The following is a 25,204-nucleotide window of genomic DNA, read 5'->3' as shown; positions in this document are numbered from 1 at the left end:
ATCACGGGAAGTACACGGGGTGGCGCCCGTGAAGCGCGACACCGGGACCGTGTACGGTCCCCATCGCCACCCAAGCCGACCGCTCCCGAGCGGTCCTATTGGGTGTCGATTGAGTAACAGACCTTGATGTGAGGCAAAATCTCCGCCTCGGGTCGGGCACAAGTCCGGCCTCTCACGCGTTACGTGCGCTGAGACACCGCAGACACCCAGAGGGGGAGAGCGACATGGCAACGGATTACGACACCCCACGCAAGACCGATGACGACGTCGACCAGGACAGCCTCGAAGAACTCAAGGCTCGCCGGAGCGACAAGACGGCGTCCGCCGTCGACGTCGACGAATTCGACGCGGCCGAAGGACTGGAGCTGCCCGGCGCAGACCTGTCCAACGAGGAGCTGGCCGTCAGGGTCCTGCCCAAGCAGGCCGACGAGTTCACGTGCATGAGCTGCTTCCTCGTGCACCACAGGAGCCAGCTGGCACGCGAGAAGAACGGCCAGCCGATCTGCCGCGACTGCGACTAGGTCGCGCCGACCGTGGCAGGCGACACACCGTTCCGGAAGCGACGCTTGCGGCGCAAGAGGTCGTCGGAGGCGAATCAGGGCGGCACAGGCCCGGCAGAAGGCGTAGCAGCGCCTGCCGAGCGGTCCGCCCTGCCACCCTCCCCGGGTGAGCGGGACGACGAGCGGGGCCGGCCGGCCTCGCTCGAAGCAGTGGTCGCGGCAGTTGAAGGAGTCGACACGGCCGATGGGGCCGGACAGGTCGACAGGACGGAGCCCGTGACCGGGGCAGGCCGTCTGAGTTCAGTGAAACGGGGCGTACGCAAGGGCGGGGTGAGCGCCAAGGCAGCGATCGGTCATATCGCCGACCTGATCATCGAGAACGCTCCCCGCGTCCCTGTGCGCGATCTCGCCACCCTGCGCAAGCAGTTCCCCGGCCTCGGCCCGGAGGAGCTCGCCGACAAGCTCATCGCAGGTGCGAGCAAGGGCACCGCCACCGTCGGCGCCGGTATCGGCGCGGCGGCGATGATGCCCGTACCGCCCGCCATGCTCGCCGAGCTGGCGGCGGAGATCACCGGTGTGGCCGCGATCGAGATGAAACTCGTCGCCGAGCTGCACGAGGTCTACGGGCTGCGCCCGCCGGGCGGCCTCGGTCAGCGTTCCACCGCCTACCTCACGTCCTGGACGGAGGAGCGCGGAATCGACGTCGCCCACCCCACGACGGTCAACGCCGCGCTGGGCGGCCAGATGAAGCGCGAGCTGCGCCAGCAGATCATGAAGCGCATGGCGCGCGATCTGCCGAATCTGATCCCGTTCATGGTCGGCGCCGCTGTCGGCGCGATGATGAACCGGCGCGACACCAGAAAGCTCGCCGAACGGGTCAGGAAGGACCTGCGCAAGCGCCAGATCTCCTGGGACCGGCTCCCCGAGCTGCCCCCGCTGGAGCGGCAGGTGGGCCCCCGCAAGGGCCTGCCGGGCGAGCTGGAGGCCTAGGCCCTGTCGTTCGGATCAGGCCCGGCGCGGAGGGAACCTAGGCGCGCACGGCGGCGAGCGCCGCCACCAGGGCCTGCGGCTCGCGCGTCGACAGATAGACGTACGGAGTCGGGTCCTGCGGGTCGGTGACCTCCACCCGGACGGCCGTCGGGATGTAGCTGCGCAGCAGCATGAACGCGCGGGTGTCCGCCTTGTACGAGCGCCACGCGCGCGCCTCCTCCTCGTCCAGCACCTCGGCCTCGCCGAGCGCCGTCACCGGAATCCGCGCGTCGCCGGCGACCAGGGCGCCCGCCACGACCCGGATCCTGGCCGAGCCGTAGGAGCTCACCGCGACCGCGGACAGGGCCGTGCCGCCCGCCAGACCGGCCAGCAGGGGCAGCGTGCCGAGCGGCAGCAGCATCAGTGCGCAGGCGATGCCGACCAGGAGGGCGATGAGCCACCACGAACGGGGTGCGGTCAGTCGTTCGTCGAAAGGCGGGGTGGAAGACTGCATGAACCCAAGCTTGGCACGGCGCGACCCGCGGGTAGCCGCGCGGGTAAGGTCTGCGCCTGTGAGTGGAACATCTGCGGCTCTGAAGCCCCCGGCCGACGCGGTGAAACCGGTCCGGCACCCCGAAGCCCCGGCCCCCGGCGAACTCCTCGGCGCGCACTACGAACACTGTTTCGGCTGCGGCGGAGGGCAGCAGCACGGGCTGCACCTCCAGGCGCGGGCCGGTGACGGCGTCGGTGTCACCGCCGAGTTCACGGTGAAGGCCGCCCACCAGGGCGCCCCGGGTCTGGCGCACGGCGGCATTCTGACCACCGCGCTGGACGAGACGCTCGGCTCGCTGAACTGGCTCCTGCGGGTGATCGCCGTGACCGGACGGCTGGAGACCGACTTCGTGCGTCCGGTGCCGGTGGACACCGTGCTGCACCTCGACGCCGAGATCACCGCGGTGCACGGCCGGAAGATCTACTCCCGGGCCACCGGCCGGATCGGCGGCCCGGACGGGCCCGTGGCGGTCCGGGCCGAGGCCCTCTTCATCGAGGTCAAGGTCGAGCACTTCATCGAGAACGGCCGCCCGGCCGAGATCCGGGCGGCGATGGCCGACCCGGACCAGGCCAGGCGGGCCCGTGCCTTCGAGGTGAACCCCTGATGCGCCGGCCCGTGGACGTACTGATCCGCCGGGTCGACCCGGACGTGCCGATTCCGGCCTATGGGCACCCGGGCGACGCCGGTGCCGATCTGGTGACCACCGAGGCCGTCGAGCTCGCCCCGGGCGAGCGGGCGGTGCTGCCCACCGGGGTGTCGATTGCGCTGCCCGACGGATACGCCGCATTCGTGCACCCGCGCTCCGGTCTCGCCGCGCGCTGCGGAGTCGCCCTCGTGAATGCCCCGGGGACGGTTGATGCCGGGTACCGTGGAGAGATCAAGGTGATCGTCATCAATCTCGACCCGCGTGAGCCCGTGCGGTTCGAGCGGTTCGACCGGATTGCCCAACTGGTCGTCCAACAGGTCGAGAAGGTGCGCTTCCACGAGGTGGCCGAGCTGCCCGGCTCGGCCCGCGGCGAGGGAGGCTTCGGATCCACCGGAGGGCATGCTTCCGGTGATGTTGATGGCGTCAGGGGCGGGATTACCCAGGGCGGGAACAGCTACGCTTCGGTCGTACCCGACCGGGAAGGACAGTGACGTGTTCGGACGTCGCAAGAAGAGTGGTTCCGCCGAGGACGTGGCGGACGAAGCGCGCGAGGCCGAGCAGGTCGTCGACGAGCTCGATGACACCGACGGTGCCGACGGCGGCTCGCGTCGGGTGAACCTCCCGCCGGCGCCGCGCCCGGACGGGCCGTGGGACGTCTCCGAGGTCTCTCAGCCCGGCGAGGGCCGGGTCGACCTGGGCGGTGTCTTCGTGCCCGGCGTCGAGGGCATGGAGCTGCGTGTCGAGGTGGCCGGTGACGCGATCGTCGCCGCGACCGTGGTGCTGCGCGACAGCGCCATCCAGCTGCAGGCCTTCGCAGCGCCCAAGAAGGAAGGCATCTGGGGCGAGGTCCGCGAGGAGATCGCCTCCGGCATCACCCAGCAGGGCGGAATCATCGACGAGGTCGAGGGCCCGCTGGGCTGGGAGCTGCGTGCCCAGGTCCCCGTACAGCTCCCGGACGGGACGAACGGCGTGCAGCTGGTGCGCTTCGTCGGCGTCGACGGGCCGCGCTGGTTCCTGCGCGGAGTGATCTCCGGCCAGGGTGCCGTGCAGCCGGAGGCCGCCGGGCTGCTGGAGACGATCTTCCGGGATACCGTGGTCGTCCGTGGCGAGGGCCCGATGGCTCCGCGCGACCCGATCGTCCTCAAGCTGCCCAACGATGCCCAGATGGTGCCCGAGGGCGTCCAGCAGGAGAGCCAGGAGAGCTCGAAGTTCTCCGGCGGCATGGGCCAGCTCCAGCGTGGACCCGAGATCACCGAGGTGCGCTGAGCGGGCACGGGCAGCCGCCCGGCACAGCTTCGGCCGGTGGGCCGTATCCCCGTTTCGAGGGGGTACGGCCCACCGGCCGTTGTGCGTCCGGAGAGGGTTCCAGGAGGGCTCCGGACCGTGCGCAAGGCGGGTTTCGGACAGCGCGTAAAAGGGGCGCGTATGGGGCGCGTATAGGGCACGTATGTGCGCCGTCAAGGGCCCGCCGTTCCCCGTAAGGAAGCCATCAACGCAGGCCAGGACGCCCATGGCGAGGGGTTTGCTCAAGAGGTCCGAGAATCCGTACCTCATCTAGGAGCACACGATGGCCGATGTGGCCTTCGTCGTCACCACGATCGCGGTGTTCGCGTTGGTGGCTCTCGTTGCCAAGGGGGTGGCGAAGCTGTGACTGCCGAGAACATTGTCGGCCTGATCGTGGCCGTTGCCCTGCTGGGCTATCTCGTCCTCGCCCTTCTGTACCCGGAGAGGTTCTGAGCCCGATATGAGCCCCGTCCTCGCTGGTGTGCTCCAGGTTCTCGCGCTCGTCGTGGCGCTGGGGCTGGCGTACCGACCGCTCGGTGACTACATGGCCGGTGTCTACTCCTCGACGAAGCACCTGCGCGTCGAGAAGTGGATGTACAAGGCCTTCGGTGCCGACCCGAACACGGAGATGCGCTGGCCGGCGTATCTGCGTGGGGTGCTCGCCTTCTCCGCGGTGAGCGTTCTCTTCCTCTATCTGCTGCAGCGGCTGCAGGGCGCGCTGCCCGGTTCGCTCGGCTTCGCCTCGATCGATCCGGACCAGGCGTTCAACACGGCGGCGTCGTTCGTCGCCAACACCAACTGGCAGTCGTACTACGGCGAGCAGGCCATGGGCCATGTCGTACAGACCGGTGGCCTCGCGGTGCAGAACTTCGTCTCGGCGGCTGTCGGTATGGCCGTGGCGGTGGCCCTGGTACGGGGCTTCGCCCGCTCCCGCACCGGTGAGCTCGGCAACTTCTGGTCCGACCTGGTGCGCGGCACCGTACGGATCCTGCTGCCGATCGCCGTGGTCGGCGCGTTGTTGCTCGTGGCCTGCGGCGCGATCCAGAACTTCGCCGGCATCCATGAGGTCGGGCAGTTCATGGGCGGTTCGCAGCAGTGGAACGGTGGGGCCGTGGCCTCCCAGGAGGCCATCAAGGAGCTGGGCACGAACGGTGGCGGTTACTTCAACGCCAACTCGTCCCACCCGTTCGAGAATCCCAACGGGCTGTCCAACCTTCTTGAGATCTTCCTGATCCTGGTGATTCCGTTCGCAATGACGCGGACGTTCGGCCGGATGGTCGGCTCGCTCAAGCAGGGGTACGCGATCCTGGCGACGATGGGCGTCATCTGGCTGGGCTTCACGACCCTGATGATGTGGACCGAATTCGCCCACCACGGGCCCGCGTTCGACATTGCGGGCGGGGCGATGGAGGGCAAGGAGACCCGGTTCGGGATCGCCGGCTCGTCGATCTTCGCGGTGGCCACGACGCTGACCTCCACCGGTGCGGTGAACTCGTTCCACTCCTCGTACACGGGCTTCGGCGGGGGTATCACGATGCTGGGCATGCAGCTCGGGGAGATCGCGCCCGGAGGTGTGGGATCCGGCCTCTACGGAATGCTGATCATGGCGGTCATCGCGGTGTTCATCGCCGGGCTGATGGTCGGCCGCACCCCGGAGTACCTGGGAAAGAAGATCGGCACCCGTGAGATCAAGCTGGCGGCCTGCTACATCCTGATCACCCCGGCGCTGGTGCTGTGCTTCACCGCCGCGGCGATGGCGCTGCCCACCCCGCCCCACTCGATGACCAATACAGGGGCTCACGGGTTCTCCGAGATCCTCTACGCCTACACCTCGGGTGCGAACAACAACGGTTCGGCGTTCGCCGGGCTCAACGCGGACACGCAGTGGTTCAACACCACGATCGGGCTGGCGATGCTGCTGGGCCGGTTCCTGCCGATGGTGTTCGTCCTCGCGCTGGCCGGCTCGCTCGCCGAGCAGAAGCCCGTACCGGCGACCGTGGGCACCCTGGGCACGCACAAGCCGCTCTTCAGCGGACTGCTGGTCGGCACCATCCTGATCATCACCGGGCTGACCTACTTCCCGGCCCTGGCGCTGGGACCGCTGGCCGAGGGGCTGGCGTCATGACCACTCGTACGGAGCAAGAGGACTCGATGTCCACTGTCACCCCCACTCGGGCACCGCACCAGGACACGCCCACGGGTCACCAGAGCGAAGGACGCGTCGGCGGGGGCCTGTTCGACCCCGCGCAGCTGATCCGGTCCTTCCCCGACGCGATACGCAAGCTCGACCCCCGGGTGATGGCCAAGTCCCCGGTGATGTTCGTCGTGCTGATCGGTTCGGTGTTCACGACCGTGCTGGCGTGCCTGGACCCGGGCGAGTGGTTCGGCTGGGCGATCACGGCCTGGCTGTGGCTGACCACGATCTTCGCCAACCTGGCGGAAGCGGTCGCCGAGGGGCGCGGCAAGGCGCAGGCCGACACCCTTCGCAGGGCCAAGACCGACACCGTCGCCCGGCGGCTGACCGGCGGGAGCGAGGAGCGGGTACCCGGCACCGAGCTGCGCATCGGTGACCTGGTGGTCTGCGAGGCCGGTGACATCATCCCCGGCGACGGCGATGTCGTCGAGGGCGTCGCGAGCGTCGACGAGTCCGCGATCACGGGCGAGTCCGCCCCGGTCATCCGGGAGTCCGGCGGCGACCGCAGTGCCGTCACCGGGGGCACGAAGGTCCTCTCCGACCGCATCGTCGTCAAGATCACCACCAAGCCCGGTGAGACCTTCATCGACCGGATGATCGCCCTGGTCGAGGGCGCCGCCCGGCAGAAGACCCCCAACGAGATCGCGCTGAACATCCTCCTCGCGTCCCTCACGATCGTCTTCCTGCTCGCCGTCGTCACCCTCCAGCCCTTCGCGATCTACGCCGGGCAGAAGCAGTCGATGATCGTGCTGACCGCCCTGCTGGTCTGCCTGATCCCGACGACCATCGGCGCACTGCTCTCCGCGATCGGCATCGCCGGGATGGACCGCCTCGTCCAGCGCAACGTCCTCGCCATGTCGGGGCGCGCCGTCGAAGCCGCCGGAGACGTGTCGACCCTGCTGCTCGACAAGACCGGCACCATCACGCTCGGCAACCGCCAGGCCGCCGAGTTCGTCCCCGTCAAGGGCACGACCGAGGCCGAACTGGCGGACGCCGCCCAGCTCTCCTCACTCGCCGACGAGACCCCCGAAGGCCGCTCGATCGTCGTGCTCGCCAAGGAGAAGTACGGACTGCGCGAACGACACCAGGGCGAACTGTCCGGTGCCGAGTGGGTGGCCTTCACCGCCCAGACCCGCATGTCCGGCGTCGACGTGGACGGACGCAAGGTCCGCAAGGGCGCCACTGGTTCGGTCGTCGCCTGGGTCAAGGAGCGCGGCGGCACCGTCTCGCAGGACGCGCAGACGCTCACCGACACGATCTCCGGGGCAGGCGGCACACCGCTGCTGGTGGCCCTGGAGGATGAGCACGGCGCCCGGGTCCTCGGTGTCATCCACCTGAAGGACGTCGTCAAGGAGGGCATGCGCGAGCGGTTCGACGAGCTGCGCCGCATGGGCATCAAGACGGTCATGATCACCGGCGACAACCCGCTGACCGCGAAGGCCATCGCCCAGGAGGCCGGCGTCGACGACTTCCTGGCCGAGGCGACGCCCGAGGACAAGATGGCCCTCATCAAGCGGGAGCAGGCGGGCGGCAAGCTCGTCGCGATGACCGGCGACGGCACCAACGACGCGCCGGCGCTCGCCCAGGCGGATGTCGGCGTGGCCATGAACACCGGCACCTCGGCCGCCAAGGAGGCCGGGAACATGGTGGACCTGGACTCCAACCCCACCAAGCTGATCGAGATCGTCGAGATCGGCAAACAGCTCCTCATCACCCGCGGAGCCCTGACCACCTTCTCGATCGCCAACGACGTCGCGAAGTACTTCGCGATCATCCCCGCGATGTTCGCCGTGGTCTATCCCGGCCTGGACAAGCTGAACATCATGCAACTGTCCTCGCCCCAGTCCGCAATCCTGTCCGCGGTCGTCTTCAACGCGCTGATCATCATCGCGCTGGTACCGCTCGCCCTGAAGGGCGTGCGCTACCGGCCCAGCAGCGCCGACTCGATGCTCCGGCGCAACCTCGGGATCTACGGACTCGGCGGCCTGGTCGCCCCGTTCATCGGCATCAAGATCATCGACCTGATCATCTCCCTCATCCCCGGAATCGGCTGACCTGCCATGAACAACTCCGTAGGAAACACCGCCCGGCTGCTCTGGGCCGGGCTGCGCGCCCTGCTCGTCCTCACCGTCGTCTGCGGCGTCATCTACCCACTCGCCGTCACGGGCATCGCCCAGGGCATCTTCCCCGACAAGGCCAACGGCTCCGAGATCACTTCCAACGGCAAGGTCGTCGGCTCCGAACTCATCGGCCAGCGCTACGACCTGCCGCTGAAGAAGGGACAGGAAACCGCGGCCCCGGACCTCAAGTGGTTCCAGCCGCGCCCCTCCAACGGCCTGGGCACCAACAGCGTCAACACCCAGTACAAACTGATCCTCTCCGGCGCGACCAACCGCTCCGGCGACAACAAGGAACTCATCGACTGGGTCACCGCCGCCAAGGCCGCCGTCGTCAAGGACAACTCCGTCCCCGGCCACCCCGTCAACCCCGCAGACGTGCCCGCCGACGCCGTCACCTCCTCCGGCTCCGGCCTCGACCCCGCCATCTCCCCGGCATACGCACAGCTCCAGGTACGCCGCGTCGCCGAGCGCAACCACCTCGCCGTCGACCGGGTCGAGAAGCTCGTCGAACAGCACACCGACGGCCGCATCCTCGGCTTCGTCGGCGATCCCAGGGTCAACGTCCTCCAGCTCAACATCGCCCTGAAGCAGTTGGTGAACGGGGCCTGAGGAAGCCCGAACAGCGAGGCGGGGGGGGGGGGGGGCGGGGGCGGGGTCCCGCCTCTCTTTACTGTTTCTTGGTGGACAAAATTTGTCTACTTTGCCCGTATATGGTGGGCGATAAGGGCAGAAAGGGACTTATCGCGGCACGGTGCAAGTTGCCAGGGCGAGGCCGGGAGGCTTATAAGAGGAACGTGGCCGAAGCGATTCCGGGAATTCCGGGGACTGCTGCCATGGAGGTTTCCCAATGTTTCTCACTCCGTCCGACACGGAGAAATTGCTGCTGAGTGTTGCCGGAATGGTCGCTCGTGACAGGCGGGATCGCGGTGTGCGGCTCAACTACCCCGAGGCCGTCGCGCTGCTCGCCTGCTGGGCCATGGAACGCGCCCGCGAGGGTGCCCGTGTCAGTGACCTCATGGCCGCGGGGCGGAGCGTCCTCACCCGCGCTGACGTGCTGGAAGGAGTGCCCGAGATGCTGCATGACGTCCAGGTCGAGGCTACCTTCCCGGACGGGCGCAAGCTCGTCACGATCACCTCGCCGATCCCGTGATCCCGGGTGAGATCCGGACCGGGTCCGGTGAACTGAAAATCAATGACACTCGTACTCAATTGCATGTGACCGTGGTGAATGACGGCGACCGCCCCATTCAAATAGGCTCGCATCTGCATTTCTCCGACGCGAATCCCGCGCTTTCCTTCGACCGGTCCTTGACCGAGGGATTCCGACTCGACATTCCCTCCGGTACGTCCCTGCGCTTCGAGCCCGGAGTCGGTGCCGAGGTCACCCTCGTCGAACTGGGAGGCCGCCGGAAGGTGCCCGGCATCGTCGTGCCGGGCACCCGGGCCGCGCGTACTGATGGCTCGCGGGCCGCACGCGCGGATGACCCGCGGGCCGCGCGAAGGGATGGCATGTGACATGGCACGAATGACCCGTGACGCCTACGCGTCGCTCTACGGACCCACCACCGGCGACCGCGTCCGCCTCGCCGACACCGACCTCTGGATCGAGGTCGAGGAGGATCGCTGCTTCGGTGGCGACGAGGCCGTGTTCGGCGGCGGCAAGTCCATCCGCGAATCCATGGCCCAGTCCACCGCCTCACGCGCCGACGGCGCCCTCGACCTCGTCATCACCAATGTCGTCGTCCTCGACCACTGGGGCGTCGTCAAGACCGACGTCGGCGTACGGGCCGGAAGGATCGTCGCGCTCGGCCGCTCCGGCAACCCCGACATCAGCGACGGTGTCCACCCCGACCTGGTGATCGGACCCGGCACCGACGTGGTCTCCGGCGAAGGCCGCATCCTCACCGCCGGAGCCATCGACACCCACGTCCACTTCCTCATGCCGGAGACCCTGCACGAGGCCCTCGCCACCGGCACCACCACCGTCATCGGCGGCGGCACCGGCGCCACCGAGGGATCCAAGGCCACCACGGTCACCCCGGGCGCCTGGAACCTCGCGATGATGCACCGGTCCCTGGACCGTGTCCCGCTCAACGTCATGCTGTTCGCCAAGGGCTCCACCGTCGGCGAGGAGGCCCTGCGCGAGGCGGCACTCGGCGGAGCGGGCGGCTACAAGGTCCACGAGGACTGGGGCGCCACCCCCGCGGCCATCGACGCGGCGCTGAAGGCCGCCGACGACCACGGCCTCCAGGTCGCCCTGCACGCCGACAGCCTCAACGAGGCCGGCTACGTCGAAGGAACCCTCGACGCCATCGCCGGACGCGGCATCCACGTCTTCCACGCCGAAGGCGCGGGCGGGGGCCACGCACCCGACATCATCACCGTCGCCTCCCACCCCAACATCCTTCCGGCGTCCACCAACCCGACGCTGCCGCACACCGTCAACACCGTCGCCGAACACCTCGACATGCTGATGGTCTGCCACCACCTCAACCCCCGCGTCCCCGAGGACCTCGCCTTCGCCGAGTCCCGCATCCGCGCCACCACCATCGCCGCCGAGGACGTCCTGCACGACATCGGCGCGCTCTCCATCACCTCCTCGGACGCCCAGGCCATGGGCCGCATCGGTGAGGTCATCTGCCGCACCTGGCAGGTCGCGCACACGATGAAGCAGCGCTCCGGGGACCGGGGCAGCGAGCTGCCCGCCGACAACGAACGTGCCCGCCGCTACATCGCCAAGTACACGATCTGCCCGGCCGTCGCCCATGGCATCGACCACGTCGTCGGCTCCGTCGAGCCGGGCAAGCTCGCCGACCTGGTGCTGTGGGACCCCGCCTTCTTCGGGATCCGGCCCGCCGCCGTCATCAAGGGCGGCATGGTGGTGTGCGCGCCGCTCGGCGACGCCAACGCCGCGATCCCCACCACTCAGCCCGTCCTCCTGCGCCCCACCGCCGCCGCCGACGCCGCACCGCACCTCTCGGTCAGCTTCGTCGCCCCGGCCGCCCTGGCCGACGGGCTCGCCGAACGCCTCGGTCTGGTACGGGAGCTGGTAGCCGTGCGTCCCACCCGCCACCTCACCAAGGCGGACCTGCCGAACAACACGGCACTGCCCGACATCGACGTCGACCCGGAGACCTTCGCCATCCGGATCGACGGCGAACTCGTGGAGCCCGCCCCCGCCACCGAACTGCCGCTGGCCCAGCGGTACTCCATGTTCTGATGGCGGGCCTGGCACCCCTGCTGCTCGGCGACGGACGGCTCCCGGTCGGCGCGTACACCTACAGCGCGGGACTCGAACCGGCCGTCGCGGCAGGCCTCACCCGTGACCGGATCCCCGCTCTGCTGAGGGCCCGGCTGCACACCGCGGCCGTCACCGAGGCCGCCGCCGCCGTACTCGCCCTGCGGGCCGCGGGGCGGGACCCGGTGGACTACGGACCCGTACAACAGGCGCTCGCCGCGCGGACCCCGGCCGCACCCCTGCGCGAGGCATCGGCGACGCTCGGCCGCGGGGTGCAGCGCCTGGCGCGCCGGCTGGCCCCCGGCCACCCGGCGGTCACGGCCCTGACCGGGATCCGTCCCCGCCCGCTGCGGCCGGTGGCTCTCGGCGCGCTCGGGGCCGTCATGAAGGTGTCGGAGGAGGAGCTGGCGCGGGGCGTCGTCTACGACGAACTGCAGACCATCACCTCCGCGGCGCTCAAGCTGCTGCCCGGCGACCCGTTGGACACGGTCGCCTGGATCCTCGACGCCGAGCCGCACGCGGCGGCCGCGGTGGCCGAGGCCCTCGCGGTGCGGACCCCGGCCGAACTGCCCGCCCGTACGCCCCCGCTCACCGAACAGTGGGCGCTCGAACACGCACAACGAGAACGGAGACTCTTCCTTGCCTGACCAGCAGACCGACCGCCGCACCCACCTCCCGCACGACCACCGGCCGCGCGCTCTGCGCCTCGGTGTCGCCGGCCCCGTCGGCACCGGCAAGAGCTCGATCCTGGCCACCCTGTGCCGTGAGCTGGCCGGTGAACTCGCCATGGCCGTCGTCACCAACGACATCTACACCGACGAGGACGCCCGCTTCCTCCGCTCGGCCGGTGTGCTGCCCACCGAGCGCATCCGGGCCGTCGAGACCGGAGCCTGCCCGCACACCGCGATCCGGGACGACGTCAGCGCCAACCTCGACGCCGTCGAGGACCTGGAGGAGGCGTACGGGCCGCTCGACCTGGTGCTCGTCGAGAGCGGCGGCGACAACCTCACCGCCACCTTCAGCCCGGCCCTCGCCGACGCCCAGCTGTTCTGCATCGACGTCGCGGGCGGTGGAGATGTCGCCCGCAAGGGCGGCCCCGGCATCACCGGCGCCGACCTCCTGATCATCAACAAGACCGACCTCGCGCCCCATGTGGAGGTCGATGTGGCCGCTATGGTCGCCGACGCGTCGAGTGCGCGTGACGGCCTGCCGGTCCTCGCGCTCTCCAAGAACGACCCGGTGTCGGTCGCCGAACTCGCCGACTGGGTGAGGGGGATGCTCGTACGTCACCGCTCCGGCACCCTTGTCCCCACCGACCCGGGCCCGATGGCACCCCACAGCCACAGCCACAACGGCTCGTGACCGGGGAGTCCGCCGAGCCCACGGTCGTCACCGTGGAGCTCGACGGTTCGGGCCGCCACATCGCCCGGGAACTGCGCCCCGGCGCCTTCCTCGCCCCCCGGCCCCTGCTGCCGTCCCCCGACCGTCTGCGGATCGCTCTGGTCGGCACCCGGGCGGGTCTGCTCGCGGGCGACGATCTGCAGCTGGACATCTCGGTCGGCCCCGGCGCCCGGCTGGAGCTGGTCGAGCCGTCCGGCCTGGTCGCGTACGACCACCGCGGCGGCACGTCGAGGTGGCGGGCCCGCGTCGACATCGCGGAAGGCGCCGAACTGCACTGGGACGCCCGGCCGTTCGTGATCTCGACGGGCGCCCGGGTCGAGCGCTCGATGGAGGTCGCACTGGCGGCCGGGGCGCGGATGCTGTGGCGCGACACCCTGGTGCTGGGGCGTTCCGGCGAGCGGGGCGGCGGGGTGAGGGCGCTGACGCGTGCCATGTACGACGGCTGTGAACTGCTGGTCGAGGACCTGGACCTCATGGACCCGGAAGTGCGTGAACTGCCCGGCATCCTGGGCCCCAACCGCATCATCGGCTTGGTCACCGCCCTCGGTGCCGATCCGGGCGGCCGGCCCCACCCATACCGTATGGCGTTGGCGGGGCCGGGGGCGCAGGTACGGCTGCTGGACACGGTGGCGCCGGCCATCGAGGCGGACCTGGCCGCAGTCTGGGAGGACTGGCGCGCACCGGGCGGACCGGGCGCGCCGGACTCCTTGGTCACGGACGGCTGACGCCGGCCCGCTGCTTTGAGCCACCGCGAGCCACCGCGGCCGCGCACAACAGCGCGGGCACCGCCGCGACCGCGAAGCAGACGGCCGGCGGCAGGCGGTCCACCAGCAGACCCACCACCGCGGTGCCCGCCGACGACCCCGCGTTGATCGCGGTGTTCACCCACGCACCCGCCTGGGTACGGCTGCCCGCGCCCACGGACTCGTCCGCGATGAGGTACGCGGTGGTCAGGGCGGGCGCGACGAACAGCCCGGCCACCGCGGCGACGGCGACCAGGACGTACACATTGGGCGACAGCCCCGCCCCGACCATGGCGGCGCCCAGGCCGGCGGCTAGCAGCGGCAGCCGCACCCGGTTCGACGCCCGCCAGGAGACGGCACCGTAGGCCAGTCCCCCGATCGCGCTTCCGGCCGAAAGGGCGGCAAGCACCCACGACACCGCCGCGCCCTGGTGACGCTGCTCGGTGAACGCCACCACCAGCAGATCCAGGGCCCCCAGGCACAGCCCCACGACGGCCGCCACGAGCACCGCGTGCCGCAGCCCGACGATGCCGAGCAGCCGCTGCTCGACCGGTGGGGCATCCGGTCCGGCGGCCTTGTCGTCCGACGGTGCCGCGCCCGTACCGCGTACCGCCGGTGAGGAGACCAGTGCCAGCGTGCCCACGAACACCAGCGCGGCGCTGATCGCGACACCGGCCGCGGGCGAAGCGAATCTCACCGCCACCCCGACCAGCAACGGCCCGGTGACGAAGAGGAGTTCCTCGGCGACACCGTCCAGGCTGTAGGCGCGTTGCAACAGCTTCCGGTCGGCTACGAGGCCGCTCCACAGGGTCCGCATCACCGGCCCCAGCGGTGGTGTGCAGGCCCCGGCCGTGACGGCCAGCGCCCCCAGCAGGAACGGGGAGGCGCCCGGCCGCCAGGTGGCATACGCCAGGGCGGCGAGCAGTGCCGCGTAGAGGCCGGCCATCGGCGGCAGGGCCCGGCGCGGCCCGTACCGGTCGATCAGTGCGGCACGCGCGGGGGAGAGGAAGACGCTGGTCGCCCCGAACAGGGCCATGACGGCGCCTGCGACGGAGTACGAGCCGGTGGCGGCGTTCACCGCCAGCATCAGGGAGAGGGAGACCATCCCGTACGAGAGCCGCCCCAACAGGGCGGCACCGAAGGTGCGGGCGGCGTGACGGGTACGCAGGACGGTGGCGTACGAAGGCGTGCGCGAAGGCACGGGTGATGGCGAAAGCATCGATACGTTCCTCGGGAGGACAGCGCGACGGACGGCGCTGCGGGCATGCGGGGACACCGAAGTGCCGCACCCGGTGGGAAACGGGGTGCGGTCAGTGCGGGGCCCTACACACGGGAGAGGAACATGTCGGCCAAGGTATCAGGGCGACACGTCGGAGCAGAGGGGGAGTTCGGCGTCCCGGTGGCCGAAAAGTGGTGTGAGGTGTGACATCGCCTCGGGTAGCGTCGACGCCCATGTCGCCCTCCCCGTACCCCTCCCGCGAGCGCCCCGACTATGACGCGGACGAGCGGACTCAGCTCGTCGGCTGGCTCGACACACAGCGGGCGACCGCCCGTTGGAAGTGCGAGGAACTGTCGGAGGCGGACGCGCATCGCCCCGTCCTGCCGTCCTCGCCGCTCATGACGATGGCGGGTGTCATGTCACACCTCCGGTGGGCCGAGCACCTCTGGTTCGAGGTCGTCCTGCTGGGCCGCCCGGCCGTGGGGCCGGTGTTCGACGGGCCCGAGGACGCCGACATGATGGTCGAGGGCGTCCCCCTCGCGGAGCTGCTGGACGACTACGACCGGCAGGTCGCGGTGTCGAACGAGATCGTCGCGGCACAGTCGCTCGACGACGTGGGCCGGCACCCGGACTTCGAGGCCTCGGGCGCGAGCCTGCGCTGGATCATGTTCCACATGATCGAGGAGACCGCCCGGCACGCGGGCCACCTGGACGCCATCAGGGAGATCCTGGACGGCAGGACGGGCCACTACTGACCCGCCTGCCGTCCGCCGCCTGCCGTCCGCCACCTGTCGCCTGACGTCCGCCACCGACTTGTCCGGTACCCGCTACCTGCCGTCCGCCGCCTGCCGATCGGCGCCCGCGTCATCCCGTGATCTCGGTGTTGGCCGTCAGGATCTGCCCGGCGGTCCGCCGGAGTTCGGGGAGGAAGGCGAGGACCTCCTCGCCCCGGCGGAGAAGGTCCTCGGTGGACGTGACGCCGAGATCGGCGACGGCCTCCCGGAAGGCCGGGAGGCGTGCGCGGTGCAGCTCGGGGGCGTCCGCGGCCAGTACGGTGTGACATCGCGCGAAGGTCGCGATGATCCAGAACACGGCTTCGCGATGGTCGCCCCGCTCGATGAGGTGCCGACTGCCGTCGATGGCGACCGGCCGTGCCTCCGCGGTGATGTCGCCGCTGAAGAAGAACGGCGTACGGGCGACCTCCGCGGCGGCGTCGAAGGTGCGGGCCAGCTCGTCCAGATGCCGGCCCGCCCTGCGTGCCGGCAGCCGCGCGCACCCCAGCAGCTCCAGCAGCTCCGGGTACAGATGCGCCTGTCCGTACGCGTCGAGGACCTCGCGCGCCGCCGGATACCGCAGCCGGACCGTGGGGTTGCGCAGGGCGGCGACCAGCAGGACGTGGGTGGTCACCCCGGTGGGGAACAGCCACGACATCACCTGTTCGTGGAACGGTGCTGAGGCGTCGAAGGCGGCGAGGCGGGTCTCGACGCGGCGCTCGGCGTCCAGGCATCTGCGGCGCACCCAGAACCGCTCGGCGAACCGGCGCGACACATCCGCCCGCAGCTCGCGCAGCCGGCCCGTCGGGTCGTCGATGACCGTGTCGCGGCGGAAGCTCCCCGCCAGGTGGTACGAGGAGAGCACCTCGTCCGCCGAGGCGAGCTCGTCCCACGACAGATGGCTGACCTCCAGCAGCGCATCCCGGAAGCGGAACTTGCCGGGCCTGGCGGGCGGGTCGGGTTCGGCGGTGACGACCACGACGTCCACGTCCGAGAACGGGGACAGCTCGGCCCCGTCCGGCAGACCCACCGTGGAACCGCTGAAATAGGCGCCACGGAACCAGGGATCGGGCCGGGCATGCTCGGTGACCCACTGGACCGCGGCCGATCGGGCCGTACCGACTCTCACGCCGAACCTCTTTCCCCGCTGCGGGAACACGCCGACCGAAGCCTCCGTGGCCGCCGGGACCGGCCCGGAGCGATGCCGCTTCGGAGGGATCACGGTATGCCGGTCGTGCCGCTCCGTGCCCGCGCGGCGTGTCACTCGTTGCCAGGCGCGTGGCCGGGGCGTCAACTGTTCTCGCGCCGGACACCCGTGTGGCGTGACGCCTGCGGCGGGGAGAGGACTGCGATGAGGAAGATCGTCCTGATGATGTCGGTGTCTCTCGACGGCTTCATGGAGGGGCCGGACCGAGAGATCGACTGGCACCTGGTCGACGACGAACTGCACCGTCACTTCAACGAGCAGCTGAGGACCATGGGCGGCTTCCTGGACGGCCGTGTGACGTATCAGCTCATGGCGGACTTCTGGCCGACCGCCGACGCCGATCCGTCGAGCAGCGGGCCCGAGGCGGAATTCGCCGGCATCTGGCGGGACATGCCCAAGATCGTGTTCTCCCGGACACTGGAGCGGGCCGACTGGAACACCACGATCATGCGGGAGGTCGACGCCGAGGAGATCATGGCTCTGAAGGCGCAGCCCGGCGGGGACCTGTGTCTCGGGGGCGCGGGTCTCGCCGCGACCTTCATGCGACTCGACCTGATCGACGAGTACCGCGTCTACGTCCATCCGGTCGTCCTCGGCCGGGGCAAACCCCTGTTTCCGGCCTCGGCGGTCCGGACCGGCCTTCGTCTGGCCGGGACCAGGGAATTCGGCAATGGAGTCGTGCTGCTCCGTTATGACCGCCGCGCGGTTGCTCCAGCGGAATGAACTCCCCGGGCCACGACGGCGTGTGACCGGTGCTGTGCCGGGTCGTACGGGGAGCCCTGCCCGTATAACTGCCGCACCATCGCGAGATCTCACGAAAGGACCGGCGATGACGCTCAGTGTCGAGGACCGTCTGGACATCTCCGAACTGCTCGCCCTGCACGGGCACTTGGTCGACAACGACGAAATGGACCGGCTGGACGAGCTGTTCACCGACGACATCGTCTACGAAACGTCGAACCTCGGGCACGGGGAGCTGCACGGGCTGGCCGCCTTCCGGGACATGGCACGGGCGCGGGCGGGCAAGCCGGGTGCGCCCGTCGGCCACCATGTCACCAACATCGTCCTCACCGAGGCCGGGGACGGCCGGGTCCACGCGTGGTCCAAGGGGATCGGTGCCGGCCCGGACGGCGAGTGCGGAAGCGTGACCTACGAGGATGTGATCGTGCGCGGCGAGCGGGGATGGCGCATCAGCCGGCGCAGGATCATCCTGCACTTCTCGCCCGCGGCCGCACCGGAGACCGAGGAGGCCGACGGCTGATGGCCGGCGGTCGGCGGCGCCCCCTCGGACAACCAGGGGCGCCGCCGACCGGACCGAGACCGCGCGTCAGGCGCTCAGCATGCCCGAGGTGTCGATGACCTGACGGATCGCCCGGCCCGAAGCCAGCTCCTCCATCGCCGCGTTGATGTCGGTCAGCGGCAGTGTGCCCGTGTGCATCTGCTCCACCGGCATCAGGCCCGCCCGCCACAGGTCCAGGAACCTCGGGATGTCACGGCGCGGCACCGCGTCACCCATGTACGAGCCCAGCAGGGACTTGCCCTCGCCCGCGAATGCCAGGGCCGGCACCTCCAGCACCCGGTCGGGCGCGGGCAGGCCCACCGAGACGACCTTGCCGCCCCGTGCCACGGCCGACAGGCACTGCGCCATCACCTTCGGACTGCCCACCGCCTCCACCGCCAACTCGGCTCCACCGCAGGTGAGTTCGCCGATCTGCCGCAAGGCGTCATCGGGGGAGAACGCATGCGTCGCGCCCAGCCGGAGAGCCAGCTCGCGCTTCTCCTGGACCGGGTCGACCGCGATGATCGGGTACGCCCCCGCCGCGCGGGCGCCCAGCACCGCGGAGAGGCCCACGCCGCCCAGGCCGTAGACCACCGTCGACTGCCCCGGACGCAGGGCCGCAGTGTTGATCACCGCGCCCGCACCCGTCAGCACCGCGCAGCCGAACATCGACGCCACGGTGAACGGGATGTCCTTGGGGATCGGGACCACCGACTCCTGGGCCAGCACCGCGTGTTCGGAGAACGCGGAGACGCCCAGCTGGTGGTGGACCGGGTTGCCGGAGGCGTCGGTCAACAGCGACGGGCCGTGCAGCAGCGCCCCCGAACCGTTCGCCGCCGCGGCCTGGGCGCACAGGGCCGGCCGGCCCGCCGCGCAGTCGCCGCAGAAGCCGCAGCTCGGCACGAAGACCAGCGCCACATGGTCGCCGGGGGAGACCCGGCCGACGCCCGGTCCGGTGTCCTGGACGACACCCACCGCCTCGTGACCCAGCGCCATCGGCAGCGGACGGACCCGGTCGCCGTTGACCACCGAGAGGTCCGAGTGGCAGAGCGAGGCGGCCGCGATACGGACCAGCACCTCGCCCTCGCGCGGGGCGCCCAGCTCCAGCTCCTCCACCTCGACCGGACGGGTCCCGGAGTACGGGCGGGCCGTCGATATCCCGCGCAGTACCACCGCACGGGTCTTCACGCGCCCACCTCCGGGCGCGGGGCGCAGCGCAGCACGTCGCGGCTCTCCAGCAGCGGGACCACCTTGCCGAGCACGATCTCCTGGAAGTGCGGGGTGGCGCAGTGGGCGGTGAAGTCGGCCTCGGAGGCGTACTCCTCGTACAGCACGACCGCCCGCGGGTCCTCGGTGCCCTGGTGGACCCGGTAGGCGAGGTTGCCGGGCTCCTGGCGGGAGGCGGCGGCCATCGAGTCGAGCAGGGGCAGGACGGTGTTCTCCTCACCGGCCTTGGTGCGGTAGCGGGCTACGACCACGTAAGTCATGGGGGTTACTCCTGGGGTGCGGCGGTCCTCTTCAGGGCGGCGGGCGGGACCGGCGGCAGCTGGTCCCGGCGCAGAGTCCAGAGGCGGGGGTCGGACGTGGCGGCGGCGGCCGACCCGAGGGCCAGTGCCAGCGCGACGTCCGCGGGGGTCTCCACGAAGCCCGCGGCCACCGACGGGGACATCGCGCGCTGTGCCTGCGCGCTCATCCGGGCGATGATCGGGGCGGGCATGATCTCGACCAGGTCCGGCGCCCCGCGCGAGATCGCGTCCGTGGAGCGGCGCAGATTGGACCGGTCGGTGACGAACACCTTCATCATCGTCAGCAGGCCGAGCGGGCGGCCCTTCTCTATGAGGGAGAGCCGGGTGCTGACCACGCCGTGCGCGCCCATGTTCTTGATGAACTCCAGCGCGCCCCGGTCCTGCGCCAGACCGGGGCTGCTGTCCACGTTCACGAACACGGTCTTCCCCGCCCGGCCCAGCGCCGGCACGACTTGGGGCAGCTGCCCCACGGCGAACGAGGCGAGGATGCACACCTTGGCCGGTGCGGTCAGGAACTGCCGCAGCGGCTGGGTGCCGACGACCGACGCGACGACCGGCACCTCGGCGAACGCCGTGGTGAGCCGGGGGTCGAGTGCGGCACCGGACCGGGACGGGGAAGGGGTCATGGCAAGGGCCTGCCTGGGGAGGGAAGGGTTCGTGGTTGCTGAGTCCTGGTGTCAGTTCAGCGGAGACGTACCGAATCGGCTGGGAAGGCCCAGTTTGCCAGGGTTGAGAATGCCGGCCGGGTCCAGGGCCTTCTTCACCGCGACGAAGGTCGCGAAGCCCGCCCCGAGGGATTCCTCCAGGTAGGGGCCGCGCAGCAGACCGCAGCCGTGGTGGTGGCTGAGCGCCGCCGCGTGCTTGATCAGCACGGCGTTGGCCGCGTCCCACACCGAGCGGTACCAGTCGCGGCGCGACTCGGGAGCCACGTCGCCGCGCAGCGAGAAGTAGACGCAGGCACCGTCGGTGTAGGCGTGGGACTGGTGCGCCGACGCCGCCAGGGTGCCGGGCACCGACTGGATCGCGGCGACCACCTCGTCGTAGATCACCGGGAGGTCGGTCCAGGACGCGGCCATCTCCAGGGTGTCGGCGACGAAGCCGGGGCCGGGCTTGAAGCCGTCGGCGGACTTGCCGACCAGCATCCGCTCGTCCAGCCAGCGTGCGAAGACCGCCTCGCTGTCCAGCTCGGGGCCGTACGCCTCGCAGACCTCGGCCGCCACCTTGATCGAGGCGTCGACGATGGCCGGGTCGCCCTCGTCGGCGACGAGCAGGAGGTTGGTCTCCGGGTGGCCGAAGTGGGTGCCCGACTCCAGGGTGTCGTACAGACGCAGAACGGCCGGGGTCGCACCGCGCTGCATGATCCGGCGGCAGGCGTCCAGGCCCTCCGCGAAGGTCTTGAAGCCGTACGCCACGGCGTTGGCGTACTCCGGCAGCGGGTGGACCCGCAGCCGCGCCGAGACGATGACGCCGAGGGTGCCCTCCGAACCGACGAACAGCTGGCGCAGGTCCGGGCCGACCGCGGCGCGGGCGTAGTCGCCGTACGTGGCACGCGTACCGTCCGCGTGCACGACGTCCACGCCGACGACCATGTCCTCGATCTTGCCGTACCGGGTGGAGAGCTGACCGGCGCCGCGGCAGGCGATCCAGCCGCCGACCGTGGAGACGGCGAACGCGGACGGCCAGTGGCCGGTGGTGACGCCGTACTCCTCCTGGAGCTGCTTCTCGAAGAGGTCGCCGAACATGCCGGCCTGGACGTCCACGACGTTCGACTCGGCGTCGAAGCCGGTGATCTCGTTCAGCCCGCAGACGTCCAGGACGACGCCGCCGAAGACGGGGAGCGCCGCACCGGTGACGTTGGAGCGGCCGGCGGACGGGGTGACCGGGATGCCGGCCTCGTGGCAGATCCGCAGCACGGCCGCGACCTGGTCGGCGTCGGCCGCCTCGACGATCACGGCGTCCGGCGTCGCGGGACGGCCCTCGGTCTCGCCGATCATCGAGCCGGCCCACCAGTCACGGGTCCGGGTGACGACCTCCTCGCGGGCGGTGTGCACCGCGTGCGCGGCCTCGCGCAGCGCCTCGATCACGGTCTCGGGGACCTCGACCGGGTCGATCTGGAGGGCGGCCTCGCCGTCCCCGATCGGGGTGTTCTGCGCCCACTTGGCGAAGCTGGGGGCGCCGATCGTGTAGTTGCCCCGGTTGAACGGGTGGGTGATGGTCTGACGGCTGATCATGCTGCTGCCCCTTCGAGGAGTACGGACTTTTCGTGACGGACGGCCGCGAGGTACTCGGAGACCGAACGCTCCACCTCGGCCTGAGTGAGGTTCAGTTCCCGGCCGAGGATCGCGCCCACGGCCCCGGCGGCGTCGGCGGACGCGTCCCGGGCGAACAGCCGGGCGCGCATCCGGCGGGAGAGCACGTCGTCGACCGAGCGGGCCAGTTCGGCGCGGGCCGCGTACACGACCTCCGCCTTGGTGTACGGGAGGCCCGCGACGATCGGCTCGGCCAGCGTCGGGTCGTCCTGGATCAGGTCGCCGACGAAGCGGGCCTCGGTGCCGAAGCGCTCGCCGAGGTGCGCGGCGATGCCGCCGGAGGCAGCGACGGCCTCGGCGTCGTAACCGGCGCCGCCGAGCAGCGGGAGGTCGGTGGTGCGGCTCCTGCCCTTGCGGCCGAGGACGGTCATCACCTTGTCGATGACGAGTTCGCCCATGTGCCGGCTGGTGGTGAGCTTGCCGCCGGTCACCGTCACCATGCCGGTGCGGCCGATGGTGATGTGGTGGTCGCGGCGCATGTCGAGGGTCGCGCCCTCCTTGCCGCCGACCAGCGGGCGCAGACCGCCGATGGAGCCGACCACGTCGTCCGGGGTGAGCTTCCCCTCGAAGGCGGTGTTGGCGCCCTCCAGCAGGAAGTCCATCTCCTCGCGGGTGCAGTGCACATCGTCGGGGGAGCCCTGGTAGTCCTCGTCGGTGGTGCCGAGCACGACGCTGTTGCCCCAGCGGGTGCAGGTCGCGCGGCGGGCCCGGCCGGGGATCGGCACGGTGACCGTGCAGTTGATCCGCACCTTGTCCCACGGGACCACGATGTGGACGCCCTTGGCGGGCCTGACCTGCGGCTTGTGGCCGTCGTCCGCCTTCGCGTCGAGCTCGTCGGTCCATACGCCGGTGGCGTTGACGACGGCCCGCGCACGGATGTCGAAGGTGTCGCCGTCCGCCGAGACCCGGGCACCGGCCACCTTGCCCATCTGCATCAGCAGACCCTCGGCCCTGGCACCGTTGAGGATCGTCGCACCGAGCGCCGCCGCGGTCCGGACGATGGTGAGGACGAGGCGGGCGTCATCGGTGCGGGCGTCGAAGTACATCAGCCCGCCCTTGAGGTTCTCCGCGCGCAGCGTCGGCGCCTGCGCGAGGACCTCGGGGACGGTGAGCCGCTGGTGCAGCTTGCCGATCCGCCAGCCGCCGACCAGGTCGTACGTCCACAGCAGACCCTCGAAACCCTTGGCGAGGCGGGCGTCGAAGATGCCCTCCTTCTCCAGGATCGGGAAGAGGAACGGCAGCCGGTGCACCAGGTGCGGGGCGTTCTTGCGGAAGCGGTGACGCTCCAGGAGCGAGTGGCGGACCAGGTTGACGTTGCCCTGCTCGATGTAGCGCAGGCCGCCGTGCACCATCTTCGAGGACTTCGACGACGTACCGGAGGCGAAGTCGTCCTTCTCGACCAGCGCCGCGCGAAGCCCGCGCGAGGCCGCGTCGAGCACGGCGTACGCCCCGGTGATGCCGCCGCCTATGACGAGTACGTCGTACGTGTCGTCGGCCAGCCGGCGCTTGAGGGCTGCCCGGTCGAGCAGCAGGGGCGTTCGGCGGGTCGCCGCGGCGCTGCGCCGCGGCTTCCGGGCGGGCATGGTGATCACAACATCAACTCCTGGTGTTTCGGTGCGGCGGCCGCGTGGTCGGTACGGACCGCCGGTGCGACGGTCGGGGGCCGTCAGTGGGGGGTGTGAGGTTCGGGGTCCTTCAGGGGGAGCAGCGCCGGGTCGCCGAGGTGGGCGATCAGCACGTCGCGCCAGGCGGACCGCTGTGCGGTGCGCTCGGCCGCCGTGATCGAGGGCTCGAAGATCCGGCCGAGCGGCTGTGCCTCGACGACCTCTTCGAGCGAGGACCACAGGCCCTGGGCGACACCGGCGAGATACGCGGTGCCCCGCAGGCTGGCGGTGGCGGAGTCGGAGACCCGCTCCAGCGGCAGGTCGGTCAGATCGGCCTGGATCCGCATGAGCGGGTCGCTGCCGGAGACACCGCCACCGACCCGGAGCCGGGTGAACGGTGTGCCCATGGTGTCGGCGACCCCGTCGATCAGGTCGCACACCGAGTGCGCGATCCCGTCGAGCACGGCGCGGGCGAGGTCGGCGCGGGTGGTGGCGAGGGTGAGCCCGGTGAGGGATGCGGTGGCCTCCGGGTGCCAGACCGGCGTACGGACCCCGGCGAGCGCCGGGACGAAACGCGGGGTGCGGCCCGGCCGGGTGGGGACCCGGCCCGCCTCCTCACCGAGCTCCTTCGGCGATGCGAACAGGCCCAGGTCGTCGCAGAGCCAGCGCAGCGCCGATCCCGCCGTGGAGGTGTAGGCCTCCAGGCTGTAGTGGCTGATGTCGCCCTGCCGCCGGCCGGGCTGGGCGAGCACCCCGGAGATGTCCGGCCGGGGCAGGGCGGGCGTGGTGCCGGTCGCCGCGTCGACGAAGGCGCCGGTCCCGTACACGCACATGCCCTGCCCGGCGGCGAGGCCGCCGAGCGCGACGAGTGCGGCGTGCTGGTCGCCCATGGAGGCGGCCAGCGGGACGGCGATCCCGAGGGCGGCCGGGTCGGTGGTACCGAATCCGGCGTCGTCGGAGCGGAGCTCCGGGAGCAGGTCGAGGGGGAAACCGAGGTGGCTGATCCACTCCTCGTCCCAGGCGTGCCGCTCCAGGAGGTAACCACCGGTGGAGGCGGCGTTCGTCGGCGTCGTGGCGTGCACGGCGCCGCCGGTGAGCCGCCAGATCAGCCAGGTGTCGACGGTGCCGAAGAGCAGCCGGCCCTCGCGGTGCGCGGCGGCCACCTCCGGGTGCGCGGCGATCTGCCGGGCGGCCCAGAGGAACGGTGCGCGGGCGCCGACCGGCCGGCCCTGCCGGGCCAGCAGGGCGGCGTCCCACTCCGCCTCGTACGCGGTGAGCTCGGCCGCGTGCCGCCGGTCCTGCCACACCACCGCGGGCAGCAGCGGCCGCCCGGTCACCCGGTCCCACAGCATCGCGGTGGCCCGCTGGGTGGAGAGCGCCACCGCGGTGATCCCGATGCCCTCCTCGCGGGCCCGGCCGACGGCCCGGCGTGCCACCTCGACGGTGGCGGTCCAGATCTCCATCGGGTCCTGCTCGACCGAGAGGTCGTCCGGATGGCTGACCTTGATCGACCGGTAGAACACCTCGTGGGCGGCGCCCGAGTCGAGGACGACTCCGGCCCGGGTGCCCGTGGTGCCCTCGTCGATGGACAGCACACCGCGCCGTGGGGCGGCGCCGGGGAACGTCTGCGTCATTGCGG

At 70.9% G+C, this 25,204-nt stretch carries 27 protein-coding genes; 18 read left to right on the top strand and 9 right to left on the bottom strand.

Annotated features, from left to right (window positions below):
- The first annotated feature begins 224 nt into the window (after positions 1 to 224).
- Together ACFV8T_RS18465 and ACFV8T_RS18460 are read left to right on the top strand one after the other, a co-directional pair.
- A complete protein-coding gene (locus tag ACFV8T_RS18465; protein ID WP_003965732.1) occupies positions 225 to 521 on the top strand; it encodes a DUF4193 domain-containing protein in 297 nt (98 codons plus the stop codon).
- 12 nt (positions 522 to 533) lie between these two features.
- On the top strand, positions 534 to 1,490 hold the full coding sequence (locus ACFV8T_RS18460; protein WP_385328636.1) for a hypothetical protein: 957 nt from the start codon (positions 534 to 536) through the stop codon (positions 1,488 to 1,490).
- A gap of 37 nt (positions 1,491 to 1,527) precedes the next feature.
- Here the strand turns inward: ACFV8T_RS18460 and ACFV8T_RS18455 are convergent, their stop codons facing one another.
- A complete protein-coding gene (locus ACFV8T_RS18455; RefSeq protein ID WP_385328634.1) occupies positions 1,528 to 1,983 on the bottom strand; it encodes a DUF3093 domain-containing protein in 456 nt (151 codons plus the stop codon).
- A 58-nt stretch (positions 1,984 to 2,041) separates the two neighbouring features.
- Between ACFV8T_RS18455 and ACFV8T_RS18450 the strand changes: the two genes are divergently transcribed.
- The 13 genes from ACFV8T_RS18450 (at position 2,042) to ACFV8T_RS18390 (ending at position 13,630) form a co-directional block, all read left to right on the top strand.
- Positions 2,042 to 2,626, top strand: coding sequence for a PaaI family thioesterase (locus ACFV8T_RS18450; protein WP_385328633.1), 585 nt, complete (start codon positions 2,042 to 2,044; stop codon positions 2,624 to 2,626).
- Positions 2,626 to 3,159 (top strand): dUTP diphosphatase, encoded by a 534-nt coding sequence (gene dut / locus ACFV8T_RS18445; protein ID WP_385328631.1) that lies wholly within the window; start codon positions 2,626 to 2,628, stop codon positions 3,157 to 3,159. The genes ACFV8T_RS18450 and dut overlap by 1 nt, the downstream gene beginning before the upstream one ends.
- Before the next feature lies 1 nt (position 3,160).
- Entirely contained in the window at positions 3,161 to 3,934 is a 774-nt protein-coding gene (locus ACFV8T_RS18440) for a DUF3710 domain-containing protein (protein ID WP_385328629.1), read from the top strand.
- A gap of 381 nt (positions 3,935 to 4,315) precedes the next feature.
- Positions 4,316 to 4,405, top strand: a complete 90-nt coding sequence (gene kdpF, locus ACFV8T_RS18435) for a K(+)-transporting ATPase subunit F (RefSeq protein WP_037701211.1) — start codon at positions 4,316 to 4,318, stop codon at positions 4,403 to 4,405.
- 7 nt (positions 4,406 to 4,412) lie between these two features.
- Positions 4,413 to 6,077 carry a potassium-transporting ATPase subunit KdpA gene (gene kdpA, locus ACFV8T_RS18430; RefSeq protein WP_385328627.1) on the top strand — a complete coding sequence of 555 codons (1,665 nt, stop codon included), beginning with the start codon at positions 4,413 to 4,415 and terminating at the stop codon, positions 6,075 to 6,077.
- Positions 6,074 to 8,200 carry a potassium-transporting ATPase subunit KdpB gene (gene kdpB / locus ACFV8T_RS18425; RefSeq protein ID WP_385328626.1) on the top strand — a complete coding sequence of 709 codons (2,127 nt, stop codon included), beginning with the start codon at positions 6,074 to 6,076 and terminating at the stop codon, positions 8,198 to 8,200. Before kdpA ends, kdpB begins: the two co-directional genes overlap by 4 nt.
- A 6-nt stretch (positions 8,201 to 8,206) precedes the next feature.
- The gene (locus ACFV8T_RS18420) at positions 8,207 to 8,875 is read left to right on the top strand and encodes a potassium-transporting ATPase subunit C (RefSeq protein WP_385328624.1); all 669 of its coding nucleotides are present in this window, start codon (positions 8,207 to 8,209) and stop codon (positions 8,873 to 8,875) included.
- Between the two features lie 238 nt (positions 8,876 to 9,113).
- A complete protein-coding gene (locus ACFV8T_RS18415) occupies positions 9,114 to 9,416 on the top strand; it encodes an urease subunit gamma (protein WP_385328622.1) in 303 nt (100 codons plus the stop codon).
- Positions 9,413 to 9,781, top strand: a complete 369-nt coding sequence (locus tag ACFV8T_RS18410; RefSeq protein ID WP_385328620.1) for an urease subunit beta — start codon at positions 9,413 to 9,415, stop codon at positions 9,779 to 9,781. Before ACFV8T_RS18415 ends, ACFV8T_RS18410 begins: the two co-directional genes overlap by 4 nt.
- Before the next feature lies 1 nt (position 9,782).
- On the top strand, positions 9,783 to 11,486 hold the full coding sequence (locus ACFV8T_RS18405; protein ID WP_385328619.1) for an urease subunit alpha: 1,704 nt from the start codon (positions 9,783 to 9,785) through the stop codon (positions 11,484 to 11,486).
- A complete protein-coding gene (locus ACFV8T_RS18400) occupies positions 11,486 to 12,151 on the top strand; it encodes an urease accessory protein UreF (RefSeq protein WP_385328617.1) in 666 nt (221 codons plus the stop codon). The genes ACFV8T_RS18405 and ACFV8T_RS18400 overlap by 1 nt, the downstream gene beginning before the upstream one ends.
- Positions 12,144 to 12,866, top strand: coding sequence for an urease accessory protein UreG (gene ureG, locus ACFV8T_RS18395; RefSeq protein ID WP_385328615.1), 723 nt, complete (start codon positions 12,144 to 12,146; stop codon positions 12,864 to 12,866). Before ACFV8T_RS18400 ends, ureG begins: the two co-directional genes overlap by 8 nt.
- A complete protein-coding gene (locus ACFV8T_RS18390; RefSeq protein WP_385328614.1) occupies positions 12,863 to 13,630 on the top strand; it encodes an urease accessory protein UreD in 768 nt (255 codons plus the stop codon). The genes ureG and ACFV8T_RS18390 overlap by 4 nt, the downstream gene beginning before the upstream one ends.
- On the opposite strand, the gene ACFV8T_RS18385 is transcribed toward ACFV8T_RS18390, so the two are convergent.
- Entirely contained in the window at positions 13,617 to 14,867 is a 1,251-nt protein-coding gene (locus ACFV8T_RS18385) for an MFS transporter (protein WP_385328613.1), read from the bottom strand. The two genes, ACFV8T_RS18390 and ACFV8T_RS18385, sit on opposite strands and share 14 nt — an antisense overlap.
- 233 nt (positions 14,868 to 15,100) lie before the next feature.
- Between ACFV8T_RS18385 and ACFV8T_RS18380 the strand changes: the two genes are divergently transcribed.
- The gene (locus ACFV8T_RS18380) at positions 15,101 to 15,622 is read left to right on the top strand and encodes a DinB family protein (protein WP_385328612.1); all 522 of its coding nucleotides are present in this window, start codon (positions 15,101 to 15,103) and stop codon (positions 15,620 to 15,622) included.
- Positions 15,623 to 15,731: 109 nt separating this feature from the next.
- On the opposite strand, the gene ACFV8T_RS18375 is transcribed toward ACFV8T_RS18380, so the two are convergent.
- Positions 15,732 to 16,769 (bottom strand): hypothetical protein, encoded by a 1,038-nt coding sequence (locus tag ACFV8T_RS18375; protein ID WP_385328611.1) that lies wholly within the window; start codon positions 16,767 to 16,769, stop codon positions 15,732 to 15,734.
- 222 nt (positions 16,770 to 16,991) lie between these two features.
- On the opposite strand from ACFV8T_RS18375, the gene ACFV8T_RS18370 reads away from it, so the two are divergent.
- Positions 16,992 to 17,570, top strand: coding sequence for a dihydrofolate reductase family protein (locus ACFV8T_RS18370; protein ID WP_385328609.1), 579 nt, complete (start codon positions 16,992 to 16,994; stop codon positions 17,568 to 17,570).
- Between the two features lie 106 nt (positions 17,571 to 17,676).
- The gene (locus tag ACFV8T_RS18365) at positions 17,677 to 18,108 is read left to right on the top strand and encodes a nuclear transport factor 2 family protein (protein WP_385328608.1); all 432 of its coding nucleotides are present in this window, start codon (positions 17,677 to 17,679) and stop codon (positions 18,106 to 18,108) included.
- Between the two features lie 66 nt (positions 18,109 to 18,174).
- Here ACFV8T_RS18365 and ACFV8T_RS18360 read toward each other — a convergent pair whose 3' ends face one another.
- The 6 genes from ACFV8T_RS18360 to ACFV8T_RS18335 form a co-directional block, all read right to left on the bottom strand.
- Positions 18,175 to 19,314 (bottom strand): zinc-binding dehydrogenase, encoded by a 1,140-nt coding sequence (locus tag ACFV8T_RS18360; protein WP_385328606.1) that lies wholly within the window; start codon positions 19,312 to 19,314, stop codon positions 18,175 to 18,177.
- Positions 19,311 to 19,613, bottom strand: a complete 303-nt coding sequence (locus ACFV8T_RS18355) for a putative quinol monooxygenase (protein ID WP_385328604.1) — start codon at positions 19,611 to 19,613, stop codon at positions 19,311 to 19,313. The genes ACFV8T_RS18360 and ACFV8T_RS18355 overlap by 4 nt, the downstream gene beginning before the upstream one ends.
- A 5-nt stretch (positions 19,614 to 19,618) precedes the next feature.
- Entirely contained in the window at positions 19,619 to 20,278 is a 660-nt protein-coding gene (locus ACFV8T_RS18350) for a glycerol-3-phosphate responsive antiterminator (protein ID WP_385328602.1), read from the bottom strand.
- A gap of 51 nt (positions 20,279 to 20,329) precedes the next feature.
- Entirely contained in the window at positions 20,330 to 21,883 is a 1,554-nt protein-coding gene (locus ACFV8T_RS18345; protein WP_385328600.1) for an FAD-binding oxidoreductase, read from the bottom strand.
- Entirely contained in the window at positions 21,880 to 23,553 is a 1,674-nt protein-coding gene (locus ACFV8T_RS18340) for an FAD-dependent oxidoreductase (RefSeq protein ID WP_385328599.1), read from the bottom strand. The genes ACFV8T_RS18345 and ACFV8T_RS18340 overlap by 4 nt, the downstream gene beginning before the upstream one ends.
- A 74-nt stretch (positions 23,554 to 23,627) precedes the next feature.
- Positions 23,628 to 25,199: an FGGY family carbohydrate kinase gene (locus ACFV8T_RS18335; RefSeq protein WP_385328597.1), complete on the bottom strand. Its 1,572-nt coding sequence runs from the start codon at positions 25,197 to 25,199 to the stop codon at positions 23,628 to 23,630.
- Positions 25,200 to 25,204: the final 5 nt, after the last annotated feature.

This window comes from Streptomyces sp. NPDC059832, from assembly GCF_042731715.1.
Classification (GTDB): domain Bacteria; phylum Actinomycetota; class Actinomycetes; order Streptomycetales; family Streptomycetaceae; genus Streptomyces.
This window is presented reverse-complemented; position numbering and strand designations above follow the sequence as displayed.

Coding starts and splice junctions, on each gene's coding strand:
- ACFV8T_RS18350 (WP_385328602.1), bottom strand. CDS start 20,278: ATGACCCCTTCCCCGTCCCGGTCCGGTGCCGCACTCGACCCCCGGCTC.
- ACFV8T_RS18465 (WP_003965732.1), top strand. CDS start 225: ATGGCAACGGATTACGACACCCCACGCAAGACCGATGACGACGTCGAC.
- ACFV8T_RS18335 (WP_385328597.1), bottom strand. CDS start 25,199: ATGACGCAGACGTTCCCCGGCGCCGCCCCACGGCGCGGTGTGCTGTCC.
- ACFV8T_RS18420 (WP_385328624.1), top strand. CDS start 8,207: ATGAACAACTCCGTAGGAAACACCGCCCGGCTGCTCTGGGCCGGGCTG.
- ACFV8T_RS18400 (WP_385328617.1), top strand. CDS start 11,486: ATGGCGGGCCTGGCACCCCTGCTGCTCGGCGACGGACGGCTCCCGGTC.
- ACFV8T_RS18380 (WP_385328612.1), top strand. CDS start 15,101: ATGTCGCCCTCCCCGTACCCCTCCCGCGAGCGCCCCGACTATGACGCG.
- ACFV8T_RS18370 (WP_385328609.1), top strand. CDS start 16,992: ATGAGGAAGATCGTCCTGATGATGTCGGTGTCTCTCGACGGCTTCATG.
- ACFV8T_RS18455 (WP_385328634.1), bottom strand. CDS start 1,983: ATGCAGTCTTCCACCCCGCCTTTCGACGAACGACTGACCGCACCCCGT.
- ACFV8T_RS18355 (WP_385328604.1), bottom strand. CDS start 19,613: ATGACTTACGTGGTCGTAGCCCGCTACCGCACCAAGGCCGGTGAGGAG.
- dut (WP_385328631.1), top strand. CDS start 2,626: ATGCGCCGGCCCGTGGACGTACTGATCCGCCGGGTCGACCCGGACGTG.
- ACFV8T_RS18345 (WP_385328600.1), bottom strand. CDS start 21,883: ATGATCAGCCGTCAGACCATCACCCACCCGTTCAACCGGGGCAACTAC.
- ACFV8T_RS18415 (WP_385328622.1), top strand. CDS start 9,114: ATGTTTCTCACTCCGTCCGACACGGAGAAATTGCTGCTGAGTGTTGCC.
- kdpB (WP_385328626.1), top strand. CDS start 6,074: ATGACCACTCGTACGGAGCAAGAGGACTCGATGTCCACTGTCACCCCC.
- ACFV8T_RS18365 (WP_385328608.1), top strand. CDS start 17,677: ATGACGCTCAGTGTCGAGGACCGTCTGGACATCTCCGAACTGCTCGCC.
- kdpA (WP_385328627.1), top strand. CDS start 4,413: ATGAGCCCCGTCCTCGCTGGTGTGCTCCAGGTTCTCGCGCTCGTCGTG.
- ACFV8T_RS18405 (WP_385328619.1), top strand. CDS start 9,783: ATGGCACGAATGACCCGTGACGCCTACGCGTCGCTCTACGGACCCACC.
- ACFV8T_RS18385 (WP_385328613.1), bottom strand. CDS start 14,867: ATGCTTTCGCCATCACCCGTGCCTTCGCGCACGCCTTCGTACGCCACC.